This is a genomic window from Paraburkholderia rhizosphaerae, from assembly GCF_004366595.1.
GTDB classification, from domain to species: domain Bacteria; phylum Pseudomonadota; class Gammaproteobacteria; order Burkholderiales; family Burkholderiaceae; genus Paraburkholderia; species Paraburkholderia rhizosphaerae.
Genome location: NZ_SORE01000032.1, coordinates 37,546 through 58,736, shown reverse-complemented (window position 1 = coordinate 58,736; position 21,191 = coordinate 37,546). Strand labels below are relative to the sequence as shown.

Here is a 21,191-nt window from a genome sequence, read left to right as displayed (position 1 = left end):
GGCTAGTCGCGGGTGTTTGCGCTGCGCCCGTTCGACGCTTGTGATACTGCGACCGGTGCGTGCCGTGCTGACTGTTCCGTCGTAGCGCGCGGCTTTGTTAGCCGCGTGGTGAGCCGCCTGGTCAGCGCCTGAACGAGCAGCGCGACCGCCGCCGCTTGTGCAAACGCGGCGAACACCGGCTCGCGCGTCAGTGCGAACGATAGAATCAGGCAGAACGCGCCGAACGAAAAGCGGCCGGCCACCATCCCGCGCAACAGCGCGATCACGAAGGCCGCGCCGTGTGCGCGGTGCGATGACACCGACAACACGGTGGCCATCAGCGGGAACACGGCCAGCAGGCCGCTCCAGCCTGCGCCGAGCCGGCCCGACAGCGCGGTGACCGTGAGCGTGAGCGCGATGCCCGAGAGCATGCGGGCAAGCAGGTCGACGCGCGTGAGCGGTGCGCCCGCGGCCACCGCATCGCTGCGTGGCAAAAACGCGTTGCCGAAACCGACACCGAGTGCCGCCGCGGCGAGTGCCCACGCCGCCGACGCCGACGCGGAAGCGGCGCTCTCGATCGGCAGCAGCGACAGCGCGCTCGCGCAAGCGAACCACGCGGCGAGACCCGCCGCGAGCGCGACGCGCCAGCTTGCGACGCGGCAGGTCCATGCATAGCCGAAATTAAATGCTTCCGACGCGAGGATCGCGGCGAGCGACAGCGTCGCCGCGTGTGCGCCGAACGCTGAACCGTGCTGTAGCACGAGCAGGTAGAGAATGGGCCCGGCGACAACGGGCAGCGCCGCGAGCCATCCGGCGATTGCCGGTCCCCACCATTTGCCCGACATCGAAACGATCAGCAGGAACGACGGAACCAGCGTGAGCTTCAGAGCAAGCATGGCGGATGCGCGGATGGTAAAGCCGGAGTATATCTGTGCGGTAATGGCCGGCAGACAGGAAGGAATAAACGCACTACCCCGAATGTCTCGATTAACGCCGATGCATCACCGTCGTTCTTGCTCAAAAGGTTGCAATGAACATGCTTTCAGAATCCCCGCGTGTCGTGACGATCGACGCGTCAGACGATCTCGATGCGGCCGTTGCCGCGCTCGTGCTCGCGAACGTCGAAGACCCGGTGATGCGCTGGATCTTCGACACCCCGTGGCGTGTGTTCACGTATGCGCCGCAGCTATATCGCGTGCTCGCGACCGATGCGTTCCACTCGGGAAGTGTCCAGTGGACCGACGATGGCCGCGCGGTCGCATGCTGGCAGCCGCCTGGCGTGGAACACGACGGCAGCGAGGTCGCGGCGATCGTCCGCGAGGGCTGCGCGCCGGAAAAGCTGGGGGAGTTGGGCGGAGTCGTCGAGCAACTGCAGCACTATCGCCCGAAAGGACCGTACTGGTATCTGGCCGCGCTCGGCGTCGATCCGGTCGCGCAAAGCGAGGGGCGCGGCGCGCTGCTGATGAAGGCACGCCTTGGCGAGTGCGACGCCGCGCATCTGCCTGCGTACCTGTGGTCGTCCAACCAGCGCAACGTGCCGTTTTACGAGCGGCATGGTTTCGAAGTGCAGGCGATGCTGCGGGTAAGCACCTGCCCGCCGATGATCCCGATGGTGCGCCCCGCACGGTGAGCGGACGCGCGGGCGTGGCTACACCGGGTTATTGTCCGGCGGGCCCTCGGGCCGCTGCGGCTCGTCGTTGTGATGGCCCGGCGACGGTGGCGTCAGCGGGTCGCCTTCGGGGTCGCGCGTCGGGTCGGCGAGCGGTTCGGGAATCGGCGCAGTGTGGATGCGGCTGATCATGGCATTACCTCGTGCTTGCCCCGTGCGGGCATGGCGAGAAGCGGGAGCGAAGCCGTCCGGATCCTGCAGTGCCGCCGCGCTTCGCTGCTTGCCCGCTTCCCTGGTACAGATAGCGTAGGCGATCCGCTGCGAGCCTGCTTGCGCTTTGTCATGCGGCGCCGCTCACAGTCTGTTGTGACGCGCCGCCGCGCAACGGCGCGCAGTATCGAGCCGCCAGTAGCGTTCGTTTGCGAATACGTCCGCATAGCCGTGCGGGCCGAACGCGCGCAACTGGCTCGTATACGCACTGACGGCTTCGCGCTTCATCAGCGTTTGCCGCGCCACGTCGATCAGGTGGTCGACGACCGGATAGGCGGGCGTCGCGACGATGCCGCGCTTCGCGAGATCGACGAGGCGCCCCTGCACGACGCCCGGCATCGGCCGGTAGATCGCTTCCTCATAGGCGAACCACGTCAGATGCGACAGCCGCGGCAGGATTTCGCAACACGCGTCGAACACCAGCGCGTGGTCGGCGTGATAAAGCCCGAGCGGCATCAGCAGCGTATTCGCAGTCGAACCGTAGATCGTTTCTTCGAGCGCGGCGGCGAGCTTGCCGATCGACGGTGAATCGAGATACTGGCCGTCGCGAAATGGCAGCCGTACGGGTATCGCATCGAGCACCGCGAGCGCGTGGTTGTCTTCGACGGTGCGCGCATGCACGGACTCATACGCGCCCGCGAAGCCGGCCTTTGTGTCCCATTCGGTGCACATGTCGTGCTCGGGCGGTGCGGCGAACACTGTGCAGACCGCGGCATCGGGAGAGGTGGCTAGCAGCGCGCCGCAACTGAAAACGGCGTCATCGAAATGGGGGGATACGACAAAGAGACGCGGATTGGTTTCGCTCATAAAGGGTTCGTGAATGCGGGACCTGCCGGGGGCCGGGGCGAATGAGTGCGCGCTGACGCACGGTTTTGGCCTTTCACCAGCTTAGGCGCAAATGCGGGACGCTGCGTCGGATTTCATGCCCGCCGAGCGTGCTGCCGGGTTCGAGCGTGCAATACGTGTGCCTGTGCGGCTGATCGCGCAGCGCAGTGGCCGACCGGAAATTATTTCTGCAGTTTGCGCAAATCTTCAGGCGTATCGATGTCGGCGAGAATGCCGGCATCGTCGACTTCAACGCGGGTCACCGTGGGTAGCGCGAACAGCGCGCGCGCACCGGTGTCGCCGTCAAGCGCGAGTAGCGCGTCGCGATGCGCGGCGCCGAATCCGACCGGGTGGCCGCGTTGCCCGCGATAGACCGGCGCGACGATCGATGCGCCGCCATCGAGCATGCGCGCAATCGCTTCGATCGTTTCGATCGCGATGCGCGGCATATCGGCGAGGGCGACGATCCAGCTTTGCGCGTCGTCGCTTGCTTCGACGCCGGCGGCGAGGCTCGCGCCCATGCCGCGTTGCGCGTCGGTTGAGAAGACGACGTCGCAGCCGGCGTCGTTCAGAACCCGCGCAAGCGGGTCGGAGCCCGGGCGGACCACCGCGATCACGCGCGGCACTACACGCAGCAAACGGTGCGCGGACTCATGTGCGACGGACGTGCCGTCAGCGAGGCGGGCGAGGAGTTTGTTGTGGACGCCGTCCGGATCGAAGCGTGATCCGTAGCCGGCGGCGAGCAGCACGCCAGTGGCGAGCGACGCATAAGCCATGAGCGGTACCGGAAGAAGGGAATGAACACGATTGTGCGGCGCAACCGGTGTGCCACGCAAGCGGCATAAGTCGGGGTATCGGCTATGGCCGGTCCCGCAAGCGATGCGCGCGGCGAAACGCGATCGGTGACACGCCGAAGGTTTCCTCGAACAGTCGGCTGAAGTGAGTCGCGTCGCTAACCCCCAACTGAACGCAATTTGGTGATCGTGCGGCGGCTCCGAGGGTCAGCGAGTTCCACCCGTCAGCCGGCTTCGATGCGCAAGCCGTCGTACGAGGACGCCGATGCGCGGTTCCCACACCAGCCGACTCTCGTGCACTGTCTGGACGCGAGCCACGGCGCGGCTTTGACGCAACCGGCGGTGCTCGCGGAACTGCTGGTGGAAATCGCGGGTGGACGCGCCGATGCGATTTGACTGCGCAGCGTTACACGAGTGCGTGGCTAGCGCGCGCGCATTTCGGCGAGATCAGTCAGTCGCTGCGTGATGTGAGGCAGCCAGTAAGAGCGACCGAACAGAATGGTGGCGACGAGCACAAGCAGCGCAACTACGCCAATCGATAGCGACGTTATCGTGCGCGCGGTTCCGGCCTGGACGCCATCGCGTCGCCGGATAATCAGTTCCGCGACGAACAGGTTAGGCACGTAGAAGAAGAACACCATGATCCTGTCGAACGGGCCGTCGAACGTGTGCGAATGGTGGCCGAAGCCGCCCACCAGCTTGAGCCAGATTCCATAGTCGATGCGGAACAGCCACGAACCGAGGCCCAGCGCGAACAGGCGGATTGCCCACGCACGGTGTGCGTCGAAGCGACAAGCTCGTGCGTGCTGCACGGTTTTTACCGCGCACAGCACCATCAATGCGCCGTATAGAGCAAAGCCGGTGGACATGACCGGGCCGCCGACGGTACCTTCGACCGCAATGTAAATGAGCCCGCCGATGCCGGTTGCGAGGGCGGCGGCGGCATAAGAGCGGCCTACCCAGCGATGCACCGCCGGCGCTCGAGCCCGGAGCGGCGTGATCAGTTGTGTGGGCCCGAGGATCAGTACGATTGCGCCCGCGAGGAAGTGCGCGCCGATTGCGGCCGTTGCGAGCATCGAGCCAGGCTGGTAGACGCGCGGCAATACATCATTCCAGTCCTGCATTGTGTGCGTGAGTAACGCTCCTTCATAAAACACCACGATATAAGCACTGAAAATGATGGCGCTTAACCAGCAAACGATGAAAAGCAGCCGCGATGCCGTTCGACCCGGCCGCCGCGACGGAGTGGAGACGCGTGGTAGGGTCGACGGTTGTGTCATAACGTTCCTGCGTGATGAAAAGACCTGATGGGTTCGCGCGGAGGCAGCATGCGCGATCGCTTGCTTTGCGACGTCTTGTAGTTGCGTTCCGGCTTGCGTTCCATCTAACGCCCGACGAACGGATTTATTCCGGGCACGCGTGCGCTGAAGGGGGCGCTGCACCAGGTTCTTGCCGCGAAGCTCGCTTGGGCAAGTGGCGTTTAAGCAGGTCCGGCAGGGAAGCGGGGGGCGGCTTCGGCGGGGATGTTCGTCGCGGGCCGGTATCGGTTCCAGCCGCTTACCGATGGACGCGCGACGCATGAGACTGACGAAGCTGCGATGCGGCGCGGCCATGGCGATGCTGCTCGCGGCCAGTCTTTGGACTCGCCGCGAGCCTGACTTCAATGTGCCGCTTCGATAATTGCGTCAGTTGCCCTTCGGCGGTACCACCTGGCCGCGGATCTCGCCGTCCGGATGGTCTTTGGTATGCACGTTGATGTACATGTCACCCGCCTCGAACATCCTGGCGTCGTCCGGCGACAGCGTTGCCTGACCCGTGATCGGGCTCGTCGCCGACATGTTGCCCTTCTGCGAAATCCAGACCTTCACGCCGGCATTTTTTCCAGCCGGCGCGGGCCCGTGGAAATGCGCCATCGTGGCCGGGCCCGATAGTCCGCTGAAGGTGACGTTCCAGGTAACGACCCGCGTGCTTGCGTCGTACGTGAGGTCGGCTTTGCCGCTGCCTTGCGTCTGCACCGGCGGAACCTGCTGGGCGCCGGTCAACGGCACTTCAAACGAGACCGGCGCGGCTTGCGCCAAAGTGAGGGTACCCACTAAGGCCAGGCCACCGAACACCATGAGAGCGCGTTGCGAGATGGAGCGTGACATTTGGTTTTCTCCTTTTCGGTTTGCCATTGAATGGCAGTGTTCATTGTCGAAGAATGTGGCCTGCCAAACCATTACATCGGCGGAGCGACGCCATCTTTTTCGACTACCACGCGCTGTGCAACAAACGTGCCCTGCGACGCAGGCGTTGCAACGACGAACACTTTCTTGCCCGCGGTCAGGTCGGTGCGCGCGGCCGGCGTGAACGTAACGATCGGTACGTTAGTCGGTACCGTCACTTCATTGTTCCCGCCTTTGTACGACAGCTTCAGATTCCGGCCGCTGGTGCCTTGAACAATCGTGTCGACGTTCGCATTCGTCATCGTGCTGTTCGGACCGAGGTCCCATGCGTAATGACCTTCGCCGGTGCCGCGTGCGGATTCGGGGAAGACGAGCACTTCGGTGGCCGTCAACTTGCCGTCCGTGCCGGTCGTTGCGGCGGTGCCGACGAAAGAGCCTGGCTTGATGTCCGACAGCTGCAGCGCCTTGACGGCCGACACCGCAACGGCCGGCTTGAGCTCGATCGAGACCGTATCCCCGCTGCGGCGATGCACCTTCAGGACGTCGCCGTCGAGCGACACAATATCGCCGCGGATGCGCGTCGGTTTGGTCGACGGCGTTTGAGCGAGCACGACAGTGGCAAAAGTCAGCGTCGCGACGGTGACGCCAAGTTTCAAGCGGATAGACATGAATGCTCCGTAAAGGACTGTTGACCTACAAGTGGACTAATGCGCATCAGGAACCGCCGAACCAGTTGTAGCCCTGATTCTCCCAGTAACCACCGGGATATTCGTTCGTCACGCTGATCGAGACGATATGCTTCGGATTCTTGTAGCCGAGCTTGGTCGGCATACGCAGCTTCATCGGGAAGCCGTATTTCGGCGGCAGCACCTCGCCGTCGTACGACAGCGTAAGCAGCGTCTGCGCGTGCAACGCAGTCGGCATGTCGATGCTGGTCCAGTAGTTGTCCGCACAATGCAGCGACACGTACTTCGCCGTGGTGTCCGCGCCCGCACGCTTCAGGAAATCGGAGAAGCGCACGCCGCCCCAGCGGCCGATCGCACTCCATCCTTCGATGCAGATATGACGCGTGATCTGGCTTTCCTGCGGCAATGCGCGCAACTCGTCGAGTGTCCACGTACGTTTGCCGGTCGCGAGGCCGCCTACCTGGAGCCGGTAGCTGCCGGCGTCGACTTCGGGCACATCGTCGATATCGTAGAACGCGTTGAACGGAAACGGCCGCGTGATCATCGATTCCGGATAGGTCGGCGCCATCTCGTTCGGATCGAACAGCAGCGCTTGCACATTGTCGTTGAAGAACGACATTCTGCGCAGCATCGTGTTCACCGATTTGTCATTGGTCAATTCGCAGCCTGACAGCATCGCGATGCCGCCGAGCGTGAGAATCCGCTTTCCGAGCAGACGACGGGCCGGATCTTTCAGTTCATTACGCGCATCGTTGATGATCGAATCGGCGTGCGACAAAAGGAACGCATCGGGCTTCCGAGCCTTGTTTCGAAATCCCATGGCTACCGTCCGCGAATCATCAGAAACAGCGAGCGCGGCACCAGCGCAACCATCACGACGTGCACGACGAAGAACGCGACCAGCACGCTCATTGCGACGAAATGCACGACGCGCGCATTGTCGTAGCCTCCCATCAGTGTGCGTAGCAGCGGAAACTGCACCGACTTCCATATCGCCAGTCCCGACAGGATCACCAGTGCGATATCGACGATCACAACGAGATACGCGAACTTCTGCACCGCGTTGTAGCGCGCGAGATCCTGATGCCCGAGTTTGCCGCGTAGCGCGGCGGCGAGATCGGTGATAATCGATTTGAAGCTGATCGGCAGCAGCTTGCGGCGCAGACGTCCAGAAGCGATATTCAGCCCGACATAAATGACAAAATTCGCGACCAGCATCCACATGATCGCGAAATGCCATTGCAAGGCGCCGCCGAGCCAGCCACCCAATGTGATCGACGAAGGAAATTGTAAAGCTGGAAAGATCGGCGATGCGTCGTAGATCTGCCAGCCGCTTGTCACCATCAGTACGACTGCAAGCGCGTTAACCCAGTGCGTGATGCGAATCCATGCGGGTTGTATGGTTGTATGAATCAAAGCGGTCTCGTGATTGATGCGTTATGCATGATCTGACTTTGTCAGTGCGATCCGATGTCGCCATGCATGAACGTAACCAATGCGAAACTATTCCATTGAGCGATGGATAATTTTTCTTACAGAAAAGCCGGATCAGATTACGGGCGGCTGAAACGGGAATAGCAGGAAGAATGTTGTCATCACGCCGGGGCGGCTTACCACGCTGCATTGGCCGCCATGACTGTCCATGATCGATTTGACGATCGCCAGACCCAGGCCCGTGCCGGAGGCCGAGTCATGGCGTGATGGGTCGACCCGATAGAAGCGCTCGAAAACGCGGTTCACGTGCTCCGGCGCGATACCAGGGCCGCAATCTGAAACGGACACGACCGTCGTCGCGTCGGTTTCTCTGCATTCGATCTTGACCGTGCTTCCTTTGGGCGCGTGCGCAAGTGCATTGGAAATCAGGTTGCTCAATGCGCGCTGATAGAGCAGCAGATCCGCGGTGATTTGCGCGTGCCCCAACACCTTGATCGAGATTTCCGCATCGTCTGCCATCGGCTCGTAGTAGCCGGCCACGCGTGCGGCCTCCTCGGCGGCATCCAGTGTGCGAATCGCCAGAACGGCATCGGCACGCTCCGCGCGCGCGATAAACAGCATGTCTTCAATCATTCTCGACAGGCGTTGGTACTCGTCGATACTCGACTCGATCACATCCCGGTATTCCGCCGCGCCTCTCGGTCGGGACAGCGCGACCTGTGCTGCCGCCTGCAGGTTGGTGAGCGGTGTGCGCATATCGTGCGCGAGATTCGAAGAAAACTGGCTCAATCGGGTGAACGATTCGTTCAATCGTTGTTGCATCCCATTGAACGCGTGCTGCAACTCTTTCAGATCACCCGCGGCATCGAGCGTGAGCAGCGGAAGGGTCAGCCGGCTTGATGAAATTTCCTCGGCGCGCGCGATCAGTCGTCGCAGCGGGCTCAGTCCCAGCATCGCAATTCCGTAAGCGAACGCGGCCGCCAGCAACACGCCCGATACCTGGATCACCGCGATCGTATAAGCGTATGTGCGCAACAATGCCAGGTCGTCGTTTCTGTTGTATTGAACGGCCACGCGCACTTCGGCGCCATCGAGCGACGCGGTTGCGGCGAGGTAACGAAGCCCGGATTCGCGCGATGCAATGGACAGCGGCTTATGTCCTGCCCGCGCCCAGGCGCCGGATGGAAGCGGCCGGAATCCGCTTGAGCGGAAAAGGGCGTTTCCCGACCGGTCGTCAATCGCCAGGTCCATATTCTGGTGGCCGTGCAACAGGTCGGTCCATAACTCGGCGTTTCGCGGCACCTCGTCAGTTGACTTCATGACCTCCAGATGCGCGTGCAGTGCGGCGATCGTGTTGATCATCTGCTCGCGGGCGTTCGTGTCGAGCCGTCCCTGCAACGCCTGAAACAACGCAAACCCGCTGAAGGCGAGGACGATTGACGTGCACAGTGTGATAAGCGCTGTGAGTCGTGAGTGCAACGTGCGCGGCGCGAAACGGGTTAGCATCCGTTTTCCGTTTGTCTTTCTTCGAGCACGTACCCCATACCCCTGACCGTATGAATGAGTTTGGGCTCGTACGCGTCGTCGACTTTGGACCTGAGCCGACGGATTGCGGAATCGACGACGTTAGTGTCGCTATTGAAGTTCATGTCCCACACATGGGACGCGATCGTCGCACGCGGGAGGATTTCTCCCTCACGCCGCATCAGCAGCCATAGAAGCGCAAATTCCTTCGCGGTCAGGATGATCGTGTCGCCCTGTCGGGTGGCCTTGCGACGCGTCAGATCGAGTTCGAGGTCCGACACGCGCAGCGTATCGGATTCCCGTGGCCGTCCACGACGCAGAATCGATTTCACGCGCGCGGTCAGTTCGACGAAATCGAACGGCTTGGCGAGATAGTCGTCCGCGCCCAGCTCGAGCCCCTTGATGCGATCGTCGACATCATCGCGCGCGGTAAGAAACAGCACCGGCGTGGACTTCTTGCGCCGAAGGTTCTGCAGAAGCGTCCATCCGTTCTGACCCGGCAGCATCACATCGAGTATCACCAGGTCGTACTCTTCGGTTTCGGCCTGATGCTGGCCGGAAATGCCGTCCTCGACCCAGTCGACCACGTAGCCAGCCTCTTTCAGTCCTTTGCGTAGATAGGAGCCAGTCTTGAGCTCATCTTCGACAATCAGAATTCGCATTACGCATTTCCTCGATCAACGCCCAACCGTTGCGCGACCCGACGTGGGACCAGGTTACCGATACTTGTTCTAAAGCCTTGCGTGACCGGCGCCGCATGGCAGAGCCGGTAAAGCACGGGAAGGACCAGCAGCGTCAGCGCTGTCGACGACAGAATGCCGCCGATCACGACCGTCGCGAGAGGGCGCTGTACTTCGGCGCCTGTGCCGGTCGCGAATGCCATCGGCAGGAAGCCTAACGATGCGACAAGCGCGGTCATCAGAACGGGTCTCAACCGCGTTAGCGCGCCTTCACGCACGGCGGCGTCGAGTTCAGCGCCATTCTCGCGCAAACTTCTGATAAACGAAATCATTACGAGTCCGTTGAGGACCGCGACACCGGACAACGCGATAAAGCCGACGGCCGCCGTGATGGATAGCGGGATGCCGCGCAGCCACAACGACATCACGCCTCCGCTCAATGCGAACGGGATGCCCGTGAACACAAGCAGACCGTCCTTCAAATTGTTGAACATGATGAACAGCAGAACGAACACCATAAAAAGAGCGAGCGGCACGACAACACGCAGGCGGTCGGTCGCGCTTTGCAGCTGTTCGAACTGACCGCCCCACGACACCCAGTAGCCGGGCGGCACCGGCACGTCCTGCTCGATCAACTGTCTCGCGTCGGCGACGAACGAGCCGACATCCCGGCCGCGCACATTCGCAGTGACGACGACCCGGCGCTTGCCGTCCTCGCGACTGATCTGGTTGGGTCCCGGTCCGAGTGAAATCGTTGCCAGTTCTGACAGAGGCACGTACGGCGCCTGCGCGATCACGCCATTGGCCGCAGCCACAGCCACAGAAGCTGAAGCTGAAGCTGAAGCCGCCACTGGCAGCGCGATGGGCAACCGCTTGATCGCTTCGATATCCGAGCGCAGTTCATCGGGTAGCCGAACCACGATATCGAAACGGCGATCGCCCTGAAACAGCGTCCCCGCTCTTCGACCGCCAACCGCCGCGGCCACTGCGTCCTGGACGTCCATGACCGCGATGCCGTAGCGCGCCAGTTTTTCCCGATCGAGATTGATTGTCAGCACCGGTAATCCCGTTGTCTGCTCAACCTTCACCTCGGATGCGCCTGTGACCTTTTGCAGAACCGACGCGATCTTCTGTGCGGTGTCGTTAAGCGTCGTCATATCGTCACCGAAGACTTTGATCGCGACGTCACTGCGTACGCCGGAAATAAGCTCGTTAAAGCGTAACTGGATCGGCTGTGAAAATTCGTACGCGTTTCCCGGCAGTTCGGCCAGCACGGCCTCTATTTCAGTGATCAGTTTTTCGCGTGATTTGTTTGGGTCGGGCCATTGCGCAGTGGGTTTGAGCATCACGTAGCCGTCGGAAAGATTCGGCGGCATCGGGTCCGCCGCGATCTCCGCCGTGCCGGTACGGGCAAAAACCCGGTCGATCTCCGGAATGCGCTGCTTGAGGGTTCGCTCGATCGCCTTTTGCATGTCGAGCGATTGGGACAGGCTTGTCCCGGGAATCCGCAGCGCCGCGACTGCGAGGTCGCCTTCGTTGAGGCTCGGGATAAATTCGCTACCGAGACGGGTAGCCACGCCGATCGTCAGCGCAACAATGATCGCGGCGACTGCCAGTACCCGTTTCGGCTGCTGCATGAACCGGGTCAGCACCGGGTCATACGCGCGGCGCGACCATGTCATCAGACGGTTTTCCTTTTCCTCGACGCGCTCGCCGATAAAGAGCGCAACGGCAGCAGGTATAAACGTCACGGTGAGCAGCATCGCCGCCGCGAGCGCCATCACCACAGTGACGGCCATCGGATGAAACATTTTTCCTTCGACGCCGGTTAGCGCAAATATCGGCAGATAGACCACCATGATGATCAGCTGGCCGAAGATCAGCGCGCGGCGTGCTTCGCGCGATGCCTCGAAGACCTCGGAGAACCGCTCGTCGCGTGCAAGCGGACGGCCGAGCAGGGTTTGCGCATGAGACAACCGCCGCACGCAGTTTTCGACGATCACCACCGCGCCATCGACGATGATGCCGAAATCCAGTGCGCCGAGGCTCATCAGGTTCGCGCTGACCTTGGCGTTCACCATGCCGGTGAAGGTCATCAGCATCGAAAGCGGAATGACGAGCGCGGTAATGACGGCCGCGCGGATGTTGCCGAGGAAAATAAACAGGATGACGATGACCAGCACCGCCCCCTCGAGCAAATTCTTCTTTACCGTATTGACGGCTTTCTCGACGAGCACGGTTCGGTCGTAAACGGGCACCGCCTTGATGCCCGCCGGCAGCGACCGGTTGACGTCGTCCATCTTCAGCGCAACGGCGTTCGCGACTGCGCGGCTGTTTTCGCCCATCAGCATGAACACCGTGCCGAGGACGACCTCCTCGCCGTTAGACGTCGCCGCGCCGGTGCGCAGTTCCCGTCCGAGGTCGACCTGCGCGACGTCGCGCACCCGCACTGGAATGCCGCCTGCGTTCGTCAGCACGACGTTGGCCAGATCGTCGATCGAGCTGGCCTGTCCCGGCACGCGAACCAGGTACTGTTCGCCGTGTTTTTCGATGTAGCCTGCGCCGACGCTGTCGTTGTTGCGTTCGAGTGCGCGCACGATATCGGCGAGCGTCAGTCCATACGACATCAGCTTTGTCGGGTCGGGCGCAATGCGGAATTCCTTCACATAGCCGCCGATTGAATTGACTTCGGTGACGCCCGGCACGTTGCGCAGTTGAGGTTTGATCACCCAGTCCTGCAGTTCGCGCAGGTCAGCCGGTGTGTAGGACGTCCCGTCACGCTTGCGGGCCGACGCGTCGGCTTCGACGGTCCACAGGTAGATTTCGCCGAGGCCAGTCGACGTCGGGCCCATCGCCGGCGCAATGCCGTCCGGCAGCTTCTCCTTCGCCTGCTGAATGCGCTCGTTGACCAACTGACGCGCAAAGTAAATGTCGGTGCCGTCCTTGAAAATAACGGTTACCTGAGACAATCCATACCGGGAAATCGAGCGCGTCTGGTCGAGATCGGGCAGTCCCGCCATCGCCGTCTCGATCGGGTAGGTAATGCGTTGCTCAACCTCCAGTGGCGAGTAGCCCGGCGCCGCGGTGTTGATCTGAACCTGAACATTCGTGATGTCCGGTACCGCATCGATAGGCAGCTTCTGGTAGCTGAAAACGCCCACTGCCGCGATCGCGAGGGTGGCCAGCATCACGAGCCAGCGATGGGCTATCGCAAAGCGGATCAGTCGTTCAAACATTGGAGGTTCCTCTGAACGTTGGCGGTGTGCTGCGCATCGCGCGCGCTGAAACGTGCGGCTGCTTCATTCTTCCTCCGCACTGCCTTTGCCGAGTTCCGCCTTGAGCACGAAGCTGTTCGCCGCGACATACTGCTGGCCAGCGCGTAGTCCGCTTAGCACCTCCACCACGCGGTTATCCTTGCGGCCGGTTTTGACGGACTGCGCGACAAATCCCTTTGACGATCCGACAAAGACGGTCGGCACGCCGTTGATGTCCTGCACCGCATCGTCGCTGATCGCGACGGGCACCGACTGCTGGCCGGCATTGACCGACACATTCACGAACATGCCGGGACGCCAAACGCGATCGGGGTTCGGGAGCACCACCCTGGCCGGAGCGGAACGTGTCTGCTCGCCGAGTAGCGAACCGACGTACGCGATCTGTCCTCCTGAAGTCGAATCGAACGCCGTTGCGTTGACGGTCGCTTCGCGTCCGACGCGAACGTCGTTCAGATGCTGTGCGGGCACCGCGATCTCCGCCCACACGGTCGACAGATCGGAAAGGGTGAAGAGATTCGCGTCGGCGGTGATCGCTTCACCGGCGGTCGCGTGTTTTGCGACGATCGTTCCGGCGAACGGCGCGCGCAATTCGTACTGGTTCAGCGGGCCGCGATTGACGGCAGCATTGAGGGCCGACAGTTTCTGACGCGCATTTTCCGTAACGATCTGTGCCTCGCGCAGTTGCACTTGCGCTTGCAGATAATCCTGTTCGGCGGAGATCCGCTCTTGCCACAGCGTGCGTTCACGCTCGTATAGCGTTTGCGTGGCGGCGAGCCGGCGTTCGGCTGTCAGCAACTCGCTTCTGCGATCAGCCAGGTCGGTGCTGGCGATTACCGCTAGCAACTGGCCCTTCGACACGTTCTCACCGACCGACACCGCCACCCGTTCCACAATGCCGGCGACTCGCGGCACCACGTGAGCGGTCCGGTCTTCGTTGAACCGAATCTCTCCGGGCATCTGAACGGTCGATGCGATGTTGGCAGGTCCGGCCTTCTGAAGTTCGATGCCGGCTGCCTGGGTTTGTTGCGGACTCAACGTCACCGTGCCGTCGGCGCGGGAATAAGCGAAGCGCGCGGGTTTCCCATTGCGGGTTACTTCGATCGTTGCGTCGAACACGTGAGGCTTTGCAATCGGCTGTGTCGACGTGAACCGGTCGCCAGCCGCGACAAACGGGATGTTCTCAGTGGTCCCGTCGAAACGCGTCAACACCGCACGGACGGATACGCCGCTATTCACAGGTTGTCCGTTGACGGATGGATATACGATCAGCCTCGCATCATCGGCCTTTTCGGACAGCACGATTTCGACGGTTACGCCGTCGGCATTCAATATCGTTCCGCGATGCTGCGCCGGCTGCGACGAGCCCGAAGATCCGATAGACGCGCTGGCCAGCGCTGCATCTGTCGATGACCCGCGCGTCAATGCAAAGGCGGCGAGTGCGATGCACGCTCCTGCGATCGCAGCCGCTATGACGGGGACGGTTTTTTTCCACCGCATGATGTGTCCTTTATCGTTGAGTGCTGATCGGGGAGGCGAGCGACGGCAACGGCGTACCCATTAGCCGCCCAAGGTCCGCGTACGCAAGATGCGCGTCGGTTAACGCCTGCACATATCGCGACTGCTCGCTGGACAACGTGCGTTGCGCGTCCAGCACGTCGAGAAAAGCAAACTTGCCGAGCTCATAGCCGCGCGACGTTGCGTCGAGCGCGTCGCGGGCGGTCGGCAGGACCTCTGATTTGAGGCGTTCCGCTTCGTGTTTCGCCGTTTTGTAGCTCGCGTACGTCTGGGTCAATTCGAGCCTGAGCGCCGCTTTTTCATTGTCGAAATCGGCGCTCGCTTTTTCCGCGCGATGAACCGCCTCGAGCAGCGCACCCTTGTTCGTATCGAAGATCGGCAACGGAATGGAAACGCCAATCACCGCCTGGTTAAACGGCACCCCTCCGGTGACGACGTGTTTCATACCGGCACTGACCGTCACATCCGGGATCCTTTTCGCACGCTCGACGGAGATCGCGGCATGGCTTCTCATCATTTCAGCTTTCGACGCGCGGGAAAGAGGCGAATCTTCGATGCGCGCGAGTAGCAGTGAAAGCGGCTCAACGGCAGGGATCGACTCGAGATCGCCGATGACCGCATGCTCTCGAAGAGCGGCATCGCCCGTTGCCGTCGCGAGCTTTTCGGCGGCCGTGGAGACACGGGTCGTCGCATTGGCGAGTTCGATCTGTGCACCGCTCGCGGCGACCTTCGCGCGGGTCGCTTCGACCGGCGAAACCTTGCCGGCGCGCGAACGCTTGTCGGCCAGGTCGGCTGAGCGCGCCGCGATCGCCGCTGTCTCCGCGGCCACCTGTTGCTGGCGCTGCGCGGCAAGCAATCCATAAAACGCCGCGATGATTTGTGAACGAAGTGCCGCGGCGCGGCCGTCGAGCGTCGCGAGTGCGACTTCGCGTCCGTATGACGCGACATCGAGTCGTGCGCGACGCTTGCCGCCGAGCTCGATCGTCTGATTGAGCAGCGCGGTTGTCGTGCGCTCCGTGTTTCCCGAACCTTCCTGCAGAAACGACAATTCCGGATTCGGACGTGCCCCGGCCTGAATGAATGTTCCGGTCGACGCATCGGCGTCCGCGCGGGCTCCTCTGAACGCCGGGTTTGACTGTGCCGCAAGTCCCAGGATGTCTTCGAGGGTCAGCGGTGAATTCGTTCGCGTCACCGTTGACGGGTTAGGCGCGACCGATTGCCGACTATCTGTGCCGACGGCGGGCGCGAGCGACTGTGCACTGACGGAACTTGCCGCGATAGCGAGCGAGATGACGGGGATGTAGCGTGCAAGCATGATGGCGAACGGCAGTTAGCATGTCTGGAATGCTAAGTTTCCGACGCAGTGCCAACATGACGCGAAGATGAGATTTCTGTCATGTTGGGCCGAGCCGCGTTTCTGTTACGCGCCGTTGCTGTCGGCTGCGCTTTATCGGCAACGACGGAACCACGATGCCAGCGGGCGGCATGCGACGGACGACAGGCGCTCATGAGCGCCTGCGCCACAAAAGGAGAGGGGGTATTGCAGGGAGCGGCTAACGGTCAACCTGACATCTGCTCAGCAATCTCCCGCATGGCGGCGAGCGCCGCCCTCCGACGAACGGACATCGGAACATTCCTGCTGCTCGACCTGGACTGTCACATGGTCGATGTTGAAGCGCACTGCGAGGCGCCGTTGAACGGCTATAACGACATCGCGTGCGTTCGCGTCGCCTGCCGGATGGACGTGCAGGGTCACCATATGTTGCTCACCGGTGATCGACCACGCGTGAATATGATGGGCGTTGTGCACCTCCGGCACATTCTGCTCGAGGTCCACCTTGATGTCGGCGACGTGGATTCCTTCCGGCGTGCCTTCAAGCAGGATATGCGCGGACGATTTGACGATGCCCCACGCGCTCCTGAGGATCACCACAGCGACAAAGATGGACAGCAGCGGGTCGATCGGCGTCCAGCCTGTCAGCAGAATCACGATGGCCGCGATGATGGCCGCTACCGAACCGAGCATGTCGCCCAGCACATGCAGCCATGCGCCACGAAGATTGAGGTTTTCGCGATTGCCGCCGTGGAGTATCGCGAACGCGGCAATGTTGGCGACGAGCCCGGCGAACGCGACGATCAACATCGTCTTGCCCGCGACCGGAACCGGTGAGGTAAAGCGGCGCGCCGCTTCGAAAACAATCCATGCGGCGATGACAAACAGCGCGCAGCCGTTCACAAACGCAGCGAGAATTTCCAGCCGTTTGTACCCGTACGACAGTTGGGCCGTAGCGGGGCGCTTGCCATAATGAATGGCGACCCAGCTGAATGCCAACGCCGCGGCGTCGCTGACCATGTGACCCGCGTCGGCCAGCAACGCGAGCGACCCGGATATGACGCCGCCGACGACCTCGATCAGCATGAACAGGGCGATGATGACGAATGCCCATCCGATCCGATGCTGGTCAGTGACACCATGAAGATGATTGTGACCCGCGTGATCATGCTTGCCATGGGCGTGCGCGTGGCCAGGGTTCGGATGCGCATGATCGTCGTGCGAATGGGCGTGGCTGCCGCCATGCTGATGACCAGTGTCACCGTCATGATGGTCGTGCGTGTGCGCCATGGGAATTGTCCTCTACAACTAGAATTCGCTTATTATATACACATATAAACATACGTTGATGTAAATATCGGAGGACTTTTGTGTCTGCACGAGAACTCACTGAAGACCGGGTAATAGAACTGGCTGAGATGTTCCGGTTAATGGGGGACCCAAGCCGGCTAAAGATCATTGCCGCGTGTCTGGACGCGCCGATGTGCGTGTCGGACATTGCTGCCAAATATGGGATGTCTCAGCCGCTGGTCAGTCATCACTTGCGCCTGTTGCGTGCCGCTCGCGTGCTGCGTGCGGAGCGGCGTGGCAAGCAGGTTTTCTACGAGGCGGCCGATGACCATGTGAAGCGTGTGATCGGCGACATGGCGGAGCATGTGTGCGAGCAACCTGCTTCGGAAGCCGCGCCGGAAGCGATGGATATCGAGGATGATCCGCGGCGATAGGCGCGTACCGGCTTCGCAGGTTCAAAGCGCGGGGCGTTCGATGATGCGGGCCGCGGTAGTGAGAAGGCCCGCGAGACCGAACACGTCGAGGGCCGGAGCTCACCTCACTGCGGCCCTCGACGGAACGACAACGGAACACGGCTACGCATACCGTCGTTGCACCCCCGGCATCACTTTATCCAGCGTAATCGGCAAATCCCGCACGCGCACACCTGTCGCGTGATAAACCGCATTCGCGATCGCGGCCGGCACGCCCGTAATGCCGATTTCGCCAATTCCCCGTACGCCCAGCGAACTGATATACGGATCGGGCTCATCGAGCATCACCACATCGAGCGCATTGATATCCGCATTGACCGGCACGTGATACTCGGCCAGATTCGCATTCGTAATGCGGCCATAGCGCGGGTCGAGCGCCGTCTCTTCTTCGAGCGCCGCGCCAATGCCCCAGACGATGCCGCCCAACATCTGGCTGCGCGCGGTCTTCTGATTGAGCACGCGGCCGATGTCGTACACCCCGGTGACCCGCGCCACACGTATCGTGCCGAGATCCGCGTCGACATGCACTTGCGCGAACACCGCGCCGAATGAGTGAAACGAATATCGCTTTCGCTCGTCGCCGGATTTCACGCTAGACGTCGCCTCGATCGGCTGTCCGCCCGCGCGAGCGAGCACTGCGGCGGCCGGGTCGCGTTTGGCGGAATCTTTGCGGCTGACCACCCAGCCTTTCTCGACGGTGACATCGGCGACATCGGTGCCAAACACGGGCGACGCGCGGTCCGCAAGGGCTAGCTGGATCAATTTGTTGCGCACTTGCGTCGCCGCGTCGTGCACGGCCGGCGACACGCTCGCGGCCGAGCGTGAGCCACCCGAGCCGGGCGCGTTCGGCAACGTCGAATCGCCTAGCGCAAAGCGGATATTCTGCGTCTCGAAGCCCATCGCGTCGGCAGCGACCTGCGTCATCACCGTGTACGTGCCGGTGCCGATGTCCTGCGTGCCGGACGCGACAAACGCGGTGCCGTCCGGCAGGATGCGTGCAATCGCGCCCGCGTCGCTGCGATTGGCGGGATAAGTCGCGGTCGCCATGCCCATCCCGATCAATGTATTGCCTGAGCGCATCGAGCGCGGCGCCGGGCTGCGGCGCGACCAGTCGAAGCGCTCGGCGCCGATCTGGTAACACTTGCGCAGCGCTTTGCTCGACCACGGTTTGTTATCCGATGGGTCGACCTCCGCATAGTTCTTCAGTCGCAATTCGAGCGGGTCCATTTTCAACTCGACCGCGAGTTCGTCCATTGCCGATTCGAGCGCGAACGAACCCGTCGTCTCGCCCGGCGCGCGCATGAAGGTTGGCGTGCCGACGTTCAACTGCACGAGACGATGCGTGGTCACCTGGTTCGGCACCGCGTACAGCATCCGCGAAACCATGCAGCAGGTCTCGGTCCAGTCTTCGATCATCGACGTGTTCGAAATACTGTCATGGCGCATCGCCGTTAAGGTGCCGTCCCGTTTCGCCGCGAGCACGAAGTGCTGTTCGGTGCGCGGCCGGGCGCCGACCGGCCCGAACATCTGTGGCCGCTCGAGCGATAGCCGCACCGGGCGGCCGGTTTGCTTCGCCGCCATCGCGCACAGCGTGACATGCGACCACGATGAACCTTTACAGCCGAAGCCCCCGCCGATAAACGGCGAAATCACGCGCACGTTATCCGGCGGCATGCCGAATGTCTTCGCGACCGCGACCTTCGCGCCGCTCACGCCTTGCGTCGAATCGTACAGCGTCAGATGCGGGCCGTCCCACACCGCCATCGTCGCGTGCGGCTCCATCGGATTGTGGGTTTCCATCGGCGTCGTGTACACGGCGTCAACGCGTACCGCACCTTCGCGCAGGCCCGCGTCGAAATTGCCGCGCTGCGTATCGGTCTGGCGGCCTTGCGGATTATCCGGCGCGTGCATGCGCGCTTTCGCCTGCGTGAAGTCGAGCGCTGCCGCCTGGCTTTGATAGGCGATGCGCAACTGATGCGCTGCGTCGGTTGCATGTTCGAGTGTGTCCGCGACAACCACCGCGACTGGCTCGTTGTTGTAATGCACCTGATTGTCTTGCAACAGCGAAAGCCGACGGCCAGCGGGTGGCGCGAAGCCGGCCTGGCCGTTTTGAGGCAGGCGCGGCGCATTCTGGTAGGTCATCACGAGCAGCACGCCCGGCAGCGCTTGTGCGCGGCTCGTGTCGATCGACGTGATCGTGCCGTGCGCGATCGTGCTGGTGACAAGCACCGCATGCGCCAGTCTTGCCTCCGGAAATTCGGCCGCATAGCGCGCTCTTCCGGTGACTTTCAAAATGCCGTCAGTGCGATCCAGTGGATAGCCAATCATATTCATGCGAAATCTCCGCCGCGGCCCGCGGCCTGGTGCACCGCACGCACGATCGCGCGTTGCGCCAGTTCAACTTTGAACGCGTTGTCGCGCTGCGGACGCGCGTCGCTGACCGCGGCGCTCGCGGCTTCGCGCAGGTTCGCGTCGCTTAGCGGATGTCCGGTCAGCATCTGTTCCGCCGTGCTGGCTCGCCATGGCTTGTGCGCGACGCCGCCGAGCGCGATCCGCGCATGCTTGACGGTGTTGCCATCCATTTGCAGGGCGGCCGCGACCGACACCAGCGCGAATGCATAACTCGCGCGGTCGCGCACCTTCAGGTAATGCGCATGCTCGCTAAAGAGCGGCGGCGGTAGATCGACCGCGGTAATCAGCTCGGCCATTTGCAGCGTGGTGTCGATCTCTGGACGGTCGCCGGGCAAACGATGAAACTCGCCGATTGGCACCGCGCGTTCGCCGTTCGGGCCGCTCACACGCACAACTGCGTCGAGCGCCGCGAGCGCGACGTTCATATCGGACGGATTCACCGCGATACATTGCGGGCTCGCGCCGAAAATCGCGTGCGTGCGGTTCAGCCCGCCGATCGCCGCGCATCCGCTGCCGGGCAAGCGTTTGTTGCATTGCGCGAACGCGGTGTCGTAGAAGTACGGGCAGCGCGTGCGCTGCATCAGGTTGCCGCCGACGGTCGCCATATTGCGCAGTTGCGGTGACGCGCCGGCGAGAAATGCTTGCGAAAGCAACGGGTATCGTTCGCGTATCAGCGCGTGATTTGCCGCGTCGCTGTTGCGCACCAGCGCGCCAATGCGTAGCCCGCCGTCGGGCAGTGTCGCGACCGTGTCGAGCCCGCCAATGCGAGTGATGTCGATCAACCGGACAGGCCGCGAGACGCCGCCTTTCATCAGGTCGAGCAGATTGGTGCCGCCGCCGATATACATCGAGCCGGGCTGCTGCGCGGAGCGCACTGCGCCGTTCAGGTCGGCTGCGCGTTCGTAGGAGATCGAGTCCATGTGCAGC

The 21,191-nt window shown here is 62.2% G+C and carries 21 protein-coding genes; 3 read left to right on the top strand and 18 right to left on the bottom strand.

The genetic code is table 11. The annotated features are described in order from the left end of the window. Positions 1-2: 2 nt before the first annotated feature. Positions 3-875: a hypothetical protein gene (locus BX592_RS29695; RefSeq protein WP_243849789.1), complete on the bottom strand. Its 873-nt coding sequence runs from the start codon at positions 873-875 to the stop codon at positions 3-5. Positions 876-1,015: 140 nt separating this feature from the next. On the opposite strand from BX592_RS29695, the gene BX592_RS29690 reads away from it, so the two are divergent. After that, positions 1,016-1,609 (top strand): GNAT family N-acetyltransferase, encoded by a 594-nt coding sequence (locus tag BX592_RS29690; protein ID WP_166676503.1) that lies wholly within the window; start codon positions 1,016-1,018, stop codon positions 1,607-1,609. 18 nt (positions 1,610-1,627) lie between these two features. Here BX592_RS29690 and BX592_RS34075 read toward each other — a convergent pair whose 3' ends face one another. The 4 genes from BX592_RS34075 to BX592_RS35315 form a co-directional block, all read right to left on the bottom strand. Then, entirely contained in the window at positions 1,628-1,780 is a 153-nt protein-coding gene (locus BX592_RS34075; protein ID WP_166676502.1) for a hypothetical protein, read from the bottom strand. 162 nt (positions 1,781-1,942) lie between these two features. Then, complete coding sequence (locus tag BX592_RS29685; RefSeq protein WP_134196862.1) at positions 1,943-2,665, bottom strand: PIG-L deacetylase family protein; 723 nt, start codon at positions 2,663-2,665, stop codon at positions 1,943-1,945. A 200-nt stretch (positions 2,666-2,865) separates the two neighbouring features. After that, positions 2,866-3,459, bottom strand: coding sequence for a nucleotidyltransferase family protein (locus BX592_RS29680; protein WP_134196861.1), 594 nt, complete (start codon positions 3,457-3,459; stop codon positions 2,866-2,868). Positions 3,460-3,541: 82 nt separating this feature from the next. Next, positions 3,542-3,757 carry an AraC family transcriptional regulator gene (locus tag BX592_RS35315; protein ID WP_377681638.1) on the bottom strand — a complete coding sequence of 72 codons (216 nt, stop codon included), beginning with the start codon at positions 3,755-3,757 and terminating at the stop codon, positions 3,542-3,544. On the opposite strand from BX592_RS35315, the gene BX592_RS34070 reads away from it, so the two are divergent. Next, positions 3,715-3,873 (top strand): hypothetical protein, encoded by a 159-nt coding sequence (locus tag BX592_RS34070; RefSeq protein ID WP_166676501.1) that lies wholly within the window; start codon positions 3,715-3,717, stop codon positions 3,871-3,873. The two genes, BX592_RS35315 and BX592_RS34070, sit on opposite strands and share 43 nt — an antisense overlap. Before the next feature lie 26 nt (positions 3,874-3,899). Here the strand turns inward: BX592_RS34070 and BX592_RS29675 are convergent, their stop codons facing one another. From BX592_RS29675 to BX592_RS29625, 11 genes are all read right to left on the bottom strand, one after another. Further along, positions 3,900-5,090: a DUF2306 domain-containing protein gene (locus BX592_RS29675; RefSeq protein ID WP_134196860.1), complete on the bottom strand. Its 1,191-nt coding sequence runs from the start codon at positions 5,088-5,090 to the stop codon at positions 3,900-3,902. A gap of 72 nt (positions 5,091-5,162) precedes the next feature. Beyond that, entirely contained in the window at positions 5,163-5,624 is a 462-nt protein-coding gene (locus tag BX592_RS29670) for a CHRD domain-containing protein (protein ID WP_134196859.1), read from the bottom strand. A 71-nt stretch (positions 5,625-5,695) separates the two neighbouring features. Beyond that, entirely contained in the window at positions 5,696-6,310 is a 615-nt protein-coding gene (locus BX592_RS29665; RefSeq protein WP_134196858.1) for a hypothetical protein, read from the bottom strand. 46 nt (positions 6,311-6,356) lie between these two features. Continuing rightward, positions 6,357-7,148, bottom strand: coding sequence for a molybdopterin-dependent oxidoreductase (locus BX592_RS29660; protein WP_134196857.1), 792 nt, complete (start codon positions 7,146-7,148; stop codon positions 6,357-6,359). A gap of 2 nt (positions 7,149-7,150) precedes the next feature. Continuing rightward, positions 7,151-7,744, bottom strand: a complete 594-nt coding sequence (locus BX592_RS29655) for a cytochrome b/b6 domain-containing protein (protein WP_134196856.1) — start codon at positions 7,742-7,744, stop codon at positions 7,151-7,153. Between the two features lie 132 nt (positions 7,745-7,876). Further along, a complete protein-coding gene (locus BX592_RS29650; protein WP_134196855.1) occupies positions 7,877-9,268 on the bottom strand; it encodes a heavy metal sensor histidine kinase in 1,392 nt (463 codons plus the stop codon). Beyond that, the gene (gene irlR, locus BX592_RS29645; RefSeq protein WP_134196854.1) at positions 9,262-9,948 is read right to left on the bottom strand and encodes a heavy metal response regulator transcription factor IrlR; all 687 of its coding nucleotides are present in this window, start codon (positions 9,946-9,948) and stop codon (positions 9,262-9,264) included. The genes BX592_RS29650 and irlR overlap by 7 nt, the downstream gene beginning before the upstream one ends. Next, positions 9,948-13,202, bottom strand: a complete 3,255-nt coding sequence (locus BX592_RS29640) for an efflux RND transporter permease subunit (protein WP_134196853.1) — start codon at positions 13,200-13,202, stop codon at positions 9,948-9,950. The genes irlR and BX592_RS29640 overlap by 1 nt, the downstream gene beginning before the upstream one ends. Positions 13,203-13,265: 63 nt before the next feature. Beyond that, positions 13,266-14,738 carry an efflux RND transporter periplasmic adaptor subunit gene (locus tag BX592_RS29635; RefSeq protein ID WP_134196852.1) on the bottom strand — a complete coding sequence of 491 codons (1,473 nt, stop codon included), beginning with the start codon at positions 14,736-14,738 and terminating at the stop codon, positions 13,266-13,268. A 10-nt stretch (positions 14,739-14,748) separates the two neighbouring features. Then, positions 14,749-16,071 (bottom strand): TolC family protein, encoded by a 1,323-nt coding sequence (locus tag BX592_RS29630; protein ID WP_134196851.1) that lies wholly within the window; start codon positions 16,069-16,071, stop codon positions 14,749-14,751. A gap of 261 nt (positions 16,072-16,332) precedes the next feature. Next, positions 16,333-17,379 carry a cation diffusion facilitator family transporter gene (locus tag BX592_RS29625; protein WP_134196850.1) on the bottom strand — a complete coding sequence of 349 codons (1,047 nt, stop codon included), beginning with the start codon at positions 17,377-17,379 and terminating at the stop codon, positions 16,333-16,335. Between the two features lie 128 nt (positions 17,380-17,507). Here BX592_RS29625 and BX592_RS29620 point away from each other — a divergent pair, with 128 nt between their 5' ends. After that, a complete protein-coding gene (locus BX592_RS29620; protein WP_134196877.1) occupies positions 17,508-17,813 on the top strand; it encodes an ArsR/SmtB family transcription factor in 306 nt (101 codons plus the stop codon). 141 nt (positions 17,814-17,954) lie between these two features. Here the strand turns inward: BX592_RS29620 and BX592_RS29615 are convergent, their stop codons facing one another. Beyond that, positions 17,955-20,186, bottom strand: a complete 2,232-nt coding sequence (locus BX592_RS29615; protein WP_134196849.1) for a xanthine dehydrogenase family protein molybdopterin-binding subunit — start codon at positions 20,184-20,186, stop codon at positions 17,955-17,957. After that, the gene (locus BX592_RS29610) at positions 20,183-21,184 is read right to left on the bottom strand and encodes an FAD binding domain-containing protein (protein WP_134196848.1); all 1,002 of its coding nucleotides are present in this window, start codon (positions 21,182-21,184) and stop codon (positions 20,183-20,185) included. The genes BX592_RS29615 and BX592_RS29610 overlap by 4 nt, the downstream gene beginning before the upstream one ends. Positions 21,185-21,191: the final 7 nt, after the last annotated feature.

Excerpts from the sequence above, each read along its gene's own strand:
- BX592_RS29695 (WP_243849789.1), bottom strand. The coding sequence starts at position 875 with ATGCTTGCTCTGAAGCTCACGCTGGTTCCGTCGTTCCTGCTGATCGTT.
- BX592_RS29690 (WP_166676503.1), top strand. The coding sequence starts at position 1,016 with ATGCTTTCAGAATCCCCGCGTGTCGTGACGATCGACGCGTCAGACGAT.
- BX592_RS34075 (WP_166676502.1), bottom strand. The coding sequence starts at position 1,780 with ATGATCAGCCGCATCCACACTGCGCCGATTCCCGAACCGCTCGCCGAC.
- BX592_RS29685 (WP_134196862.1), bottom strand. The coding sequence starts at position 2,665 with ATGAGCGAAACCAATCCGCGTCTCTTTGTCGTATCCCCCCATTTCGAT.
- BX592_RS29680 (WP_134196861.1), bottom strand. The coding sequence starts at position 3,459 with ATGGCTTATGCGTCGCTCGCCACTGGCGTGCTGCTCGCCGCCGGCTAC.
- BX592_RS34070 (WP_166676501.1), top strand. The coding sequence starts at position 3,715 with ATGCGCAAGCCGTCGTACGAGGACGCCGATGCGCGGTTCCCACACCAG.
- BX592_RS29675 (WP_134196860.1), bottom strand. The coding sequence starts at position 5,090 with ATGGCCGCGCCGCATCGCAGCTTCGTCAGTCTCATGCGTCGCGCGTCC.
- BX592_RS29670 (WP_134196859.1), bottom strand. The coding sequence starts at position 5,624 with ATGTCACGCTCCATCTCGCAACGCGCTCTCATGGTGTTCGGTGGCCTG.
- BX592_RS29665 (WP_134196858.1), bottom strand. The coding sequence starts at position 6,310 with ATGTCTATCCGCTTGAAACTTGGCGTCACCGTCGCGACGCTGACTTTT.
- BX592_RS29660 (WP_134196857.1), bottom strand. The coding sequence starts at position 7,148 with ATGGGATTTCGAAACAAGGCTCGGAAGCCCGATGCGTTCCTTTTGTCG.
- BX592_RS29650 (WP_134196855.1), bottom strand. The coding sequence starts at position 9,268 with ATGCTAACCCGTTTCGCGCCGCGCACGTTGCACTCACGACTCACAGCG.
- irlR (WP_134196854.1), bottom strand. The coding sequence starts at position 9,948 with ATGCGAATTCTGATTGTCGAAGATGAGCTCAAGACTGGCTCCTATCTA.
- BX592_RS29640 (WP_134196853.1), bottom strand. The coding sequence starts at position 13,202 with ATGTTTGAACGACTGATCCGCTTTGCGATAGCCCATCGCTGGCTCGTG.
- BX592_RS29635 (WP_134196852.1), bottom strand. The coding sequence starts at position 14,738 with ATGCGGTGGAAAAAAACCGTCCCCGTCATAGCGGCTGCGATCGCAGGA.
- BX592_RS29630 (WP_134196851.1), bottom strand. The coding sequence starts at position 16,071 with ATGCTTGCACGCTACATCCCCGTCATCTCGCTCGCTATCGCGGCAAGT.
- BX592_RS29625 (WP_134196850.1), bottom strand. The coding sequence starts at position 17,379 with ATGGCGCACACGCACGACCATCATGACGGTGACACTGGTCATCAGCAT.
- BX592_RS29620 (WP_134196877.1), top strand. The coding sequence starts at position 17,508 with ATGTTCCGGTTAATGGGGGACCCAAGCCGGCTAAAGATCATTGCCGCG.
- BX592_RS29615 (WP_134196849.1), bottom strand. The coding sequence starts at position 20,186 with ATGAATATGATTGGCTATCCACTGGATCGCACTGACGGCATTTTGAAA.
- BX592_RS29610 (WP_134196848.1), bottom strand. The coding sequence starts at position 21,184 with ATGGACTCGATCTCCTACGAACGCGCAGCCGACCTGAACGGCGCAGTG.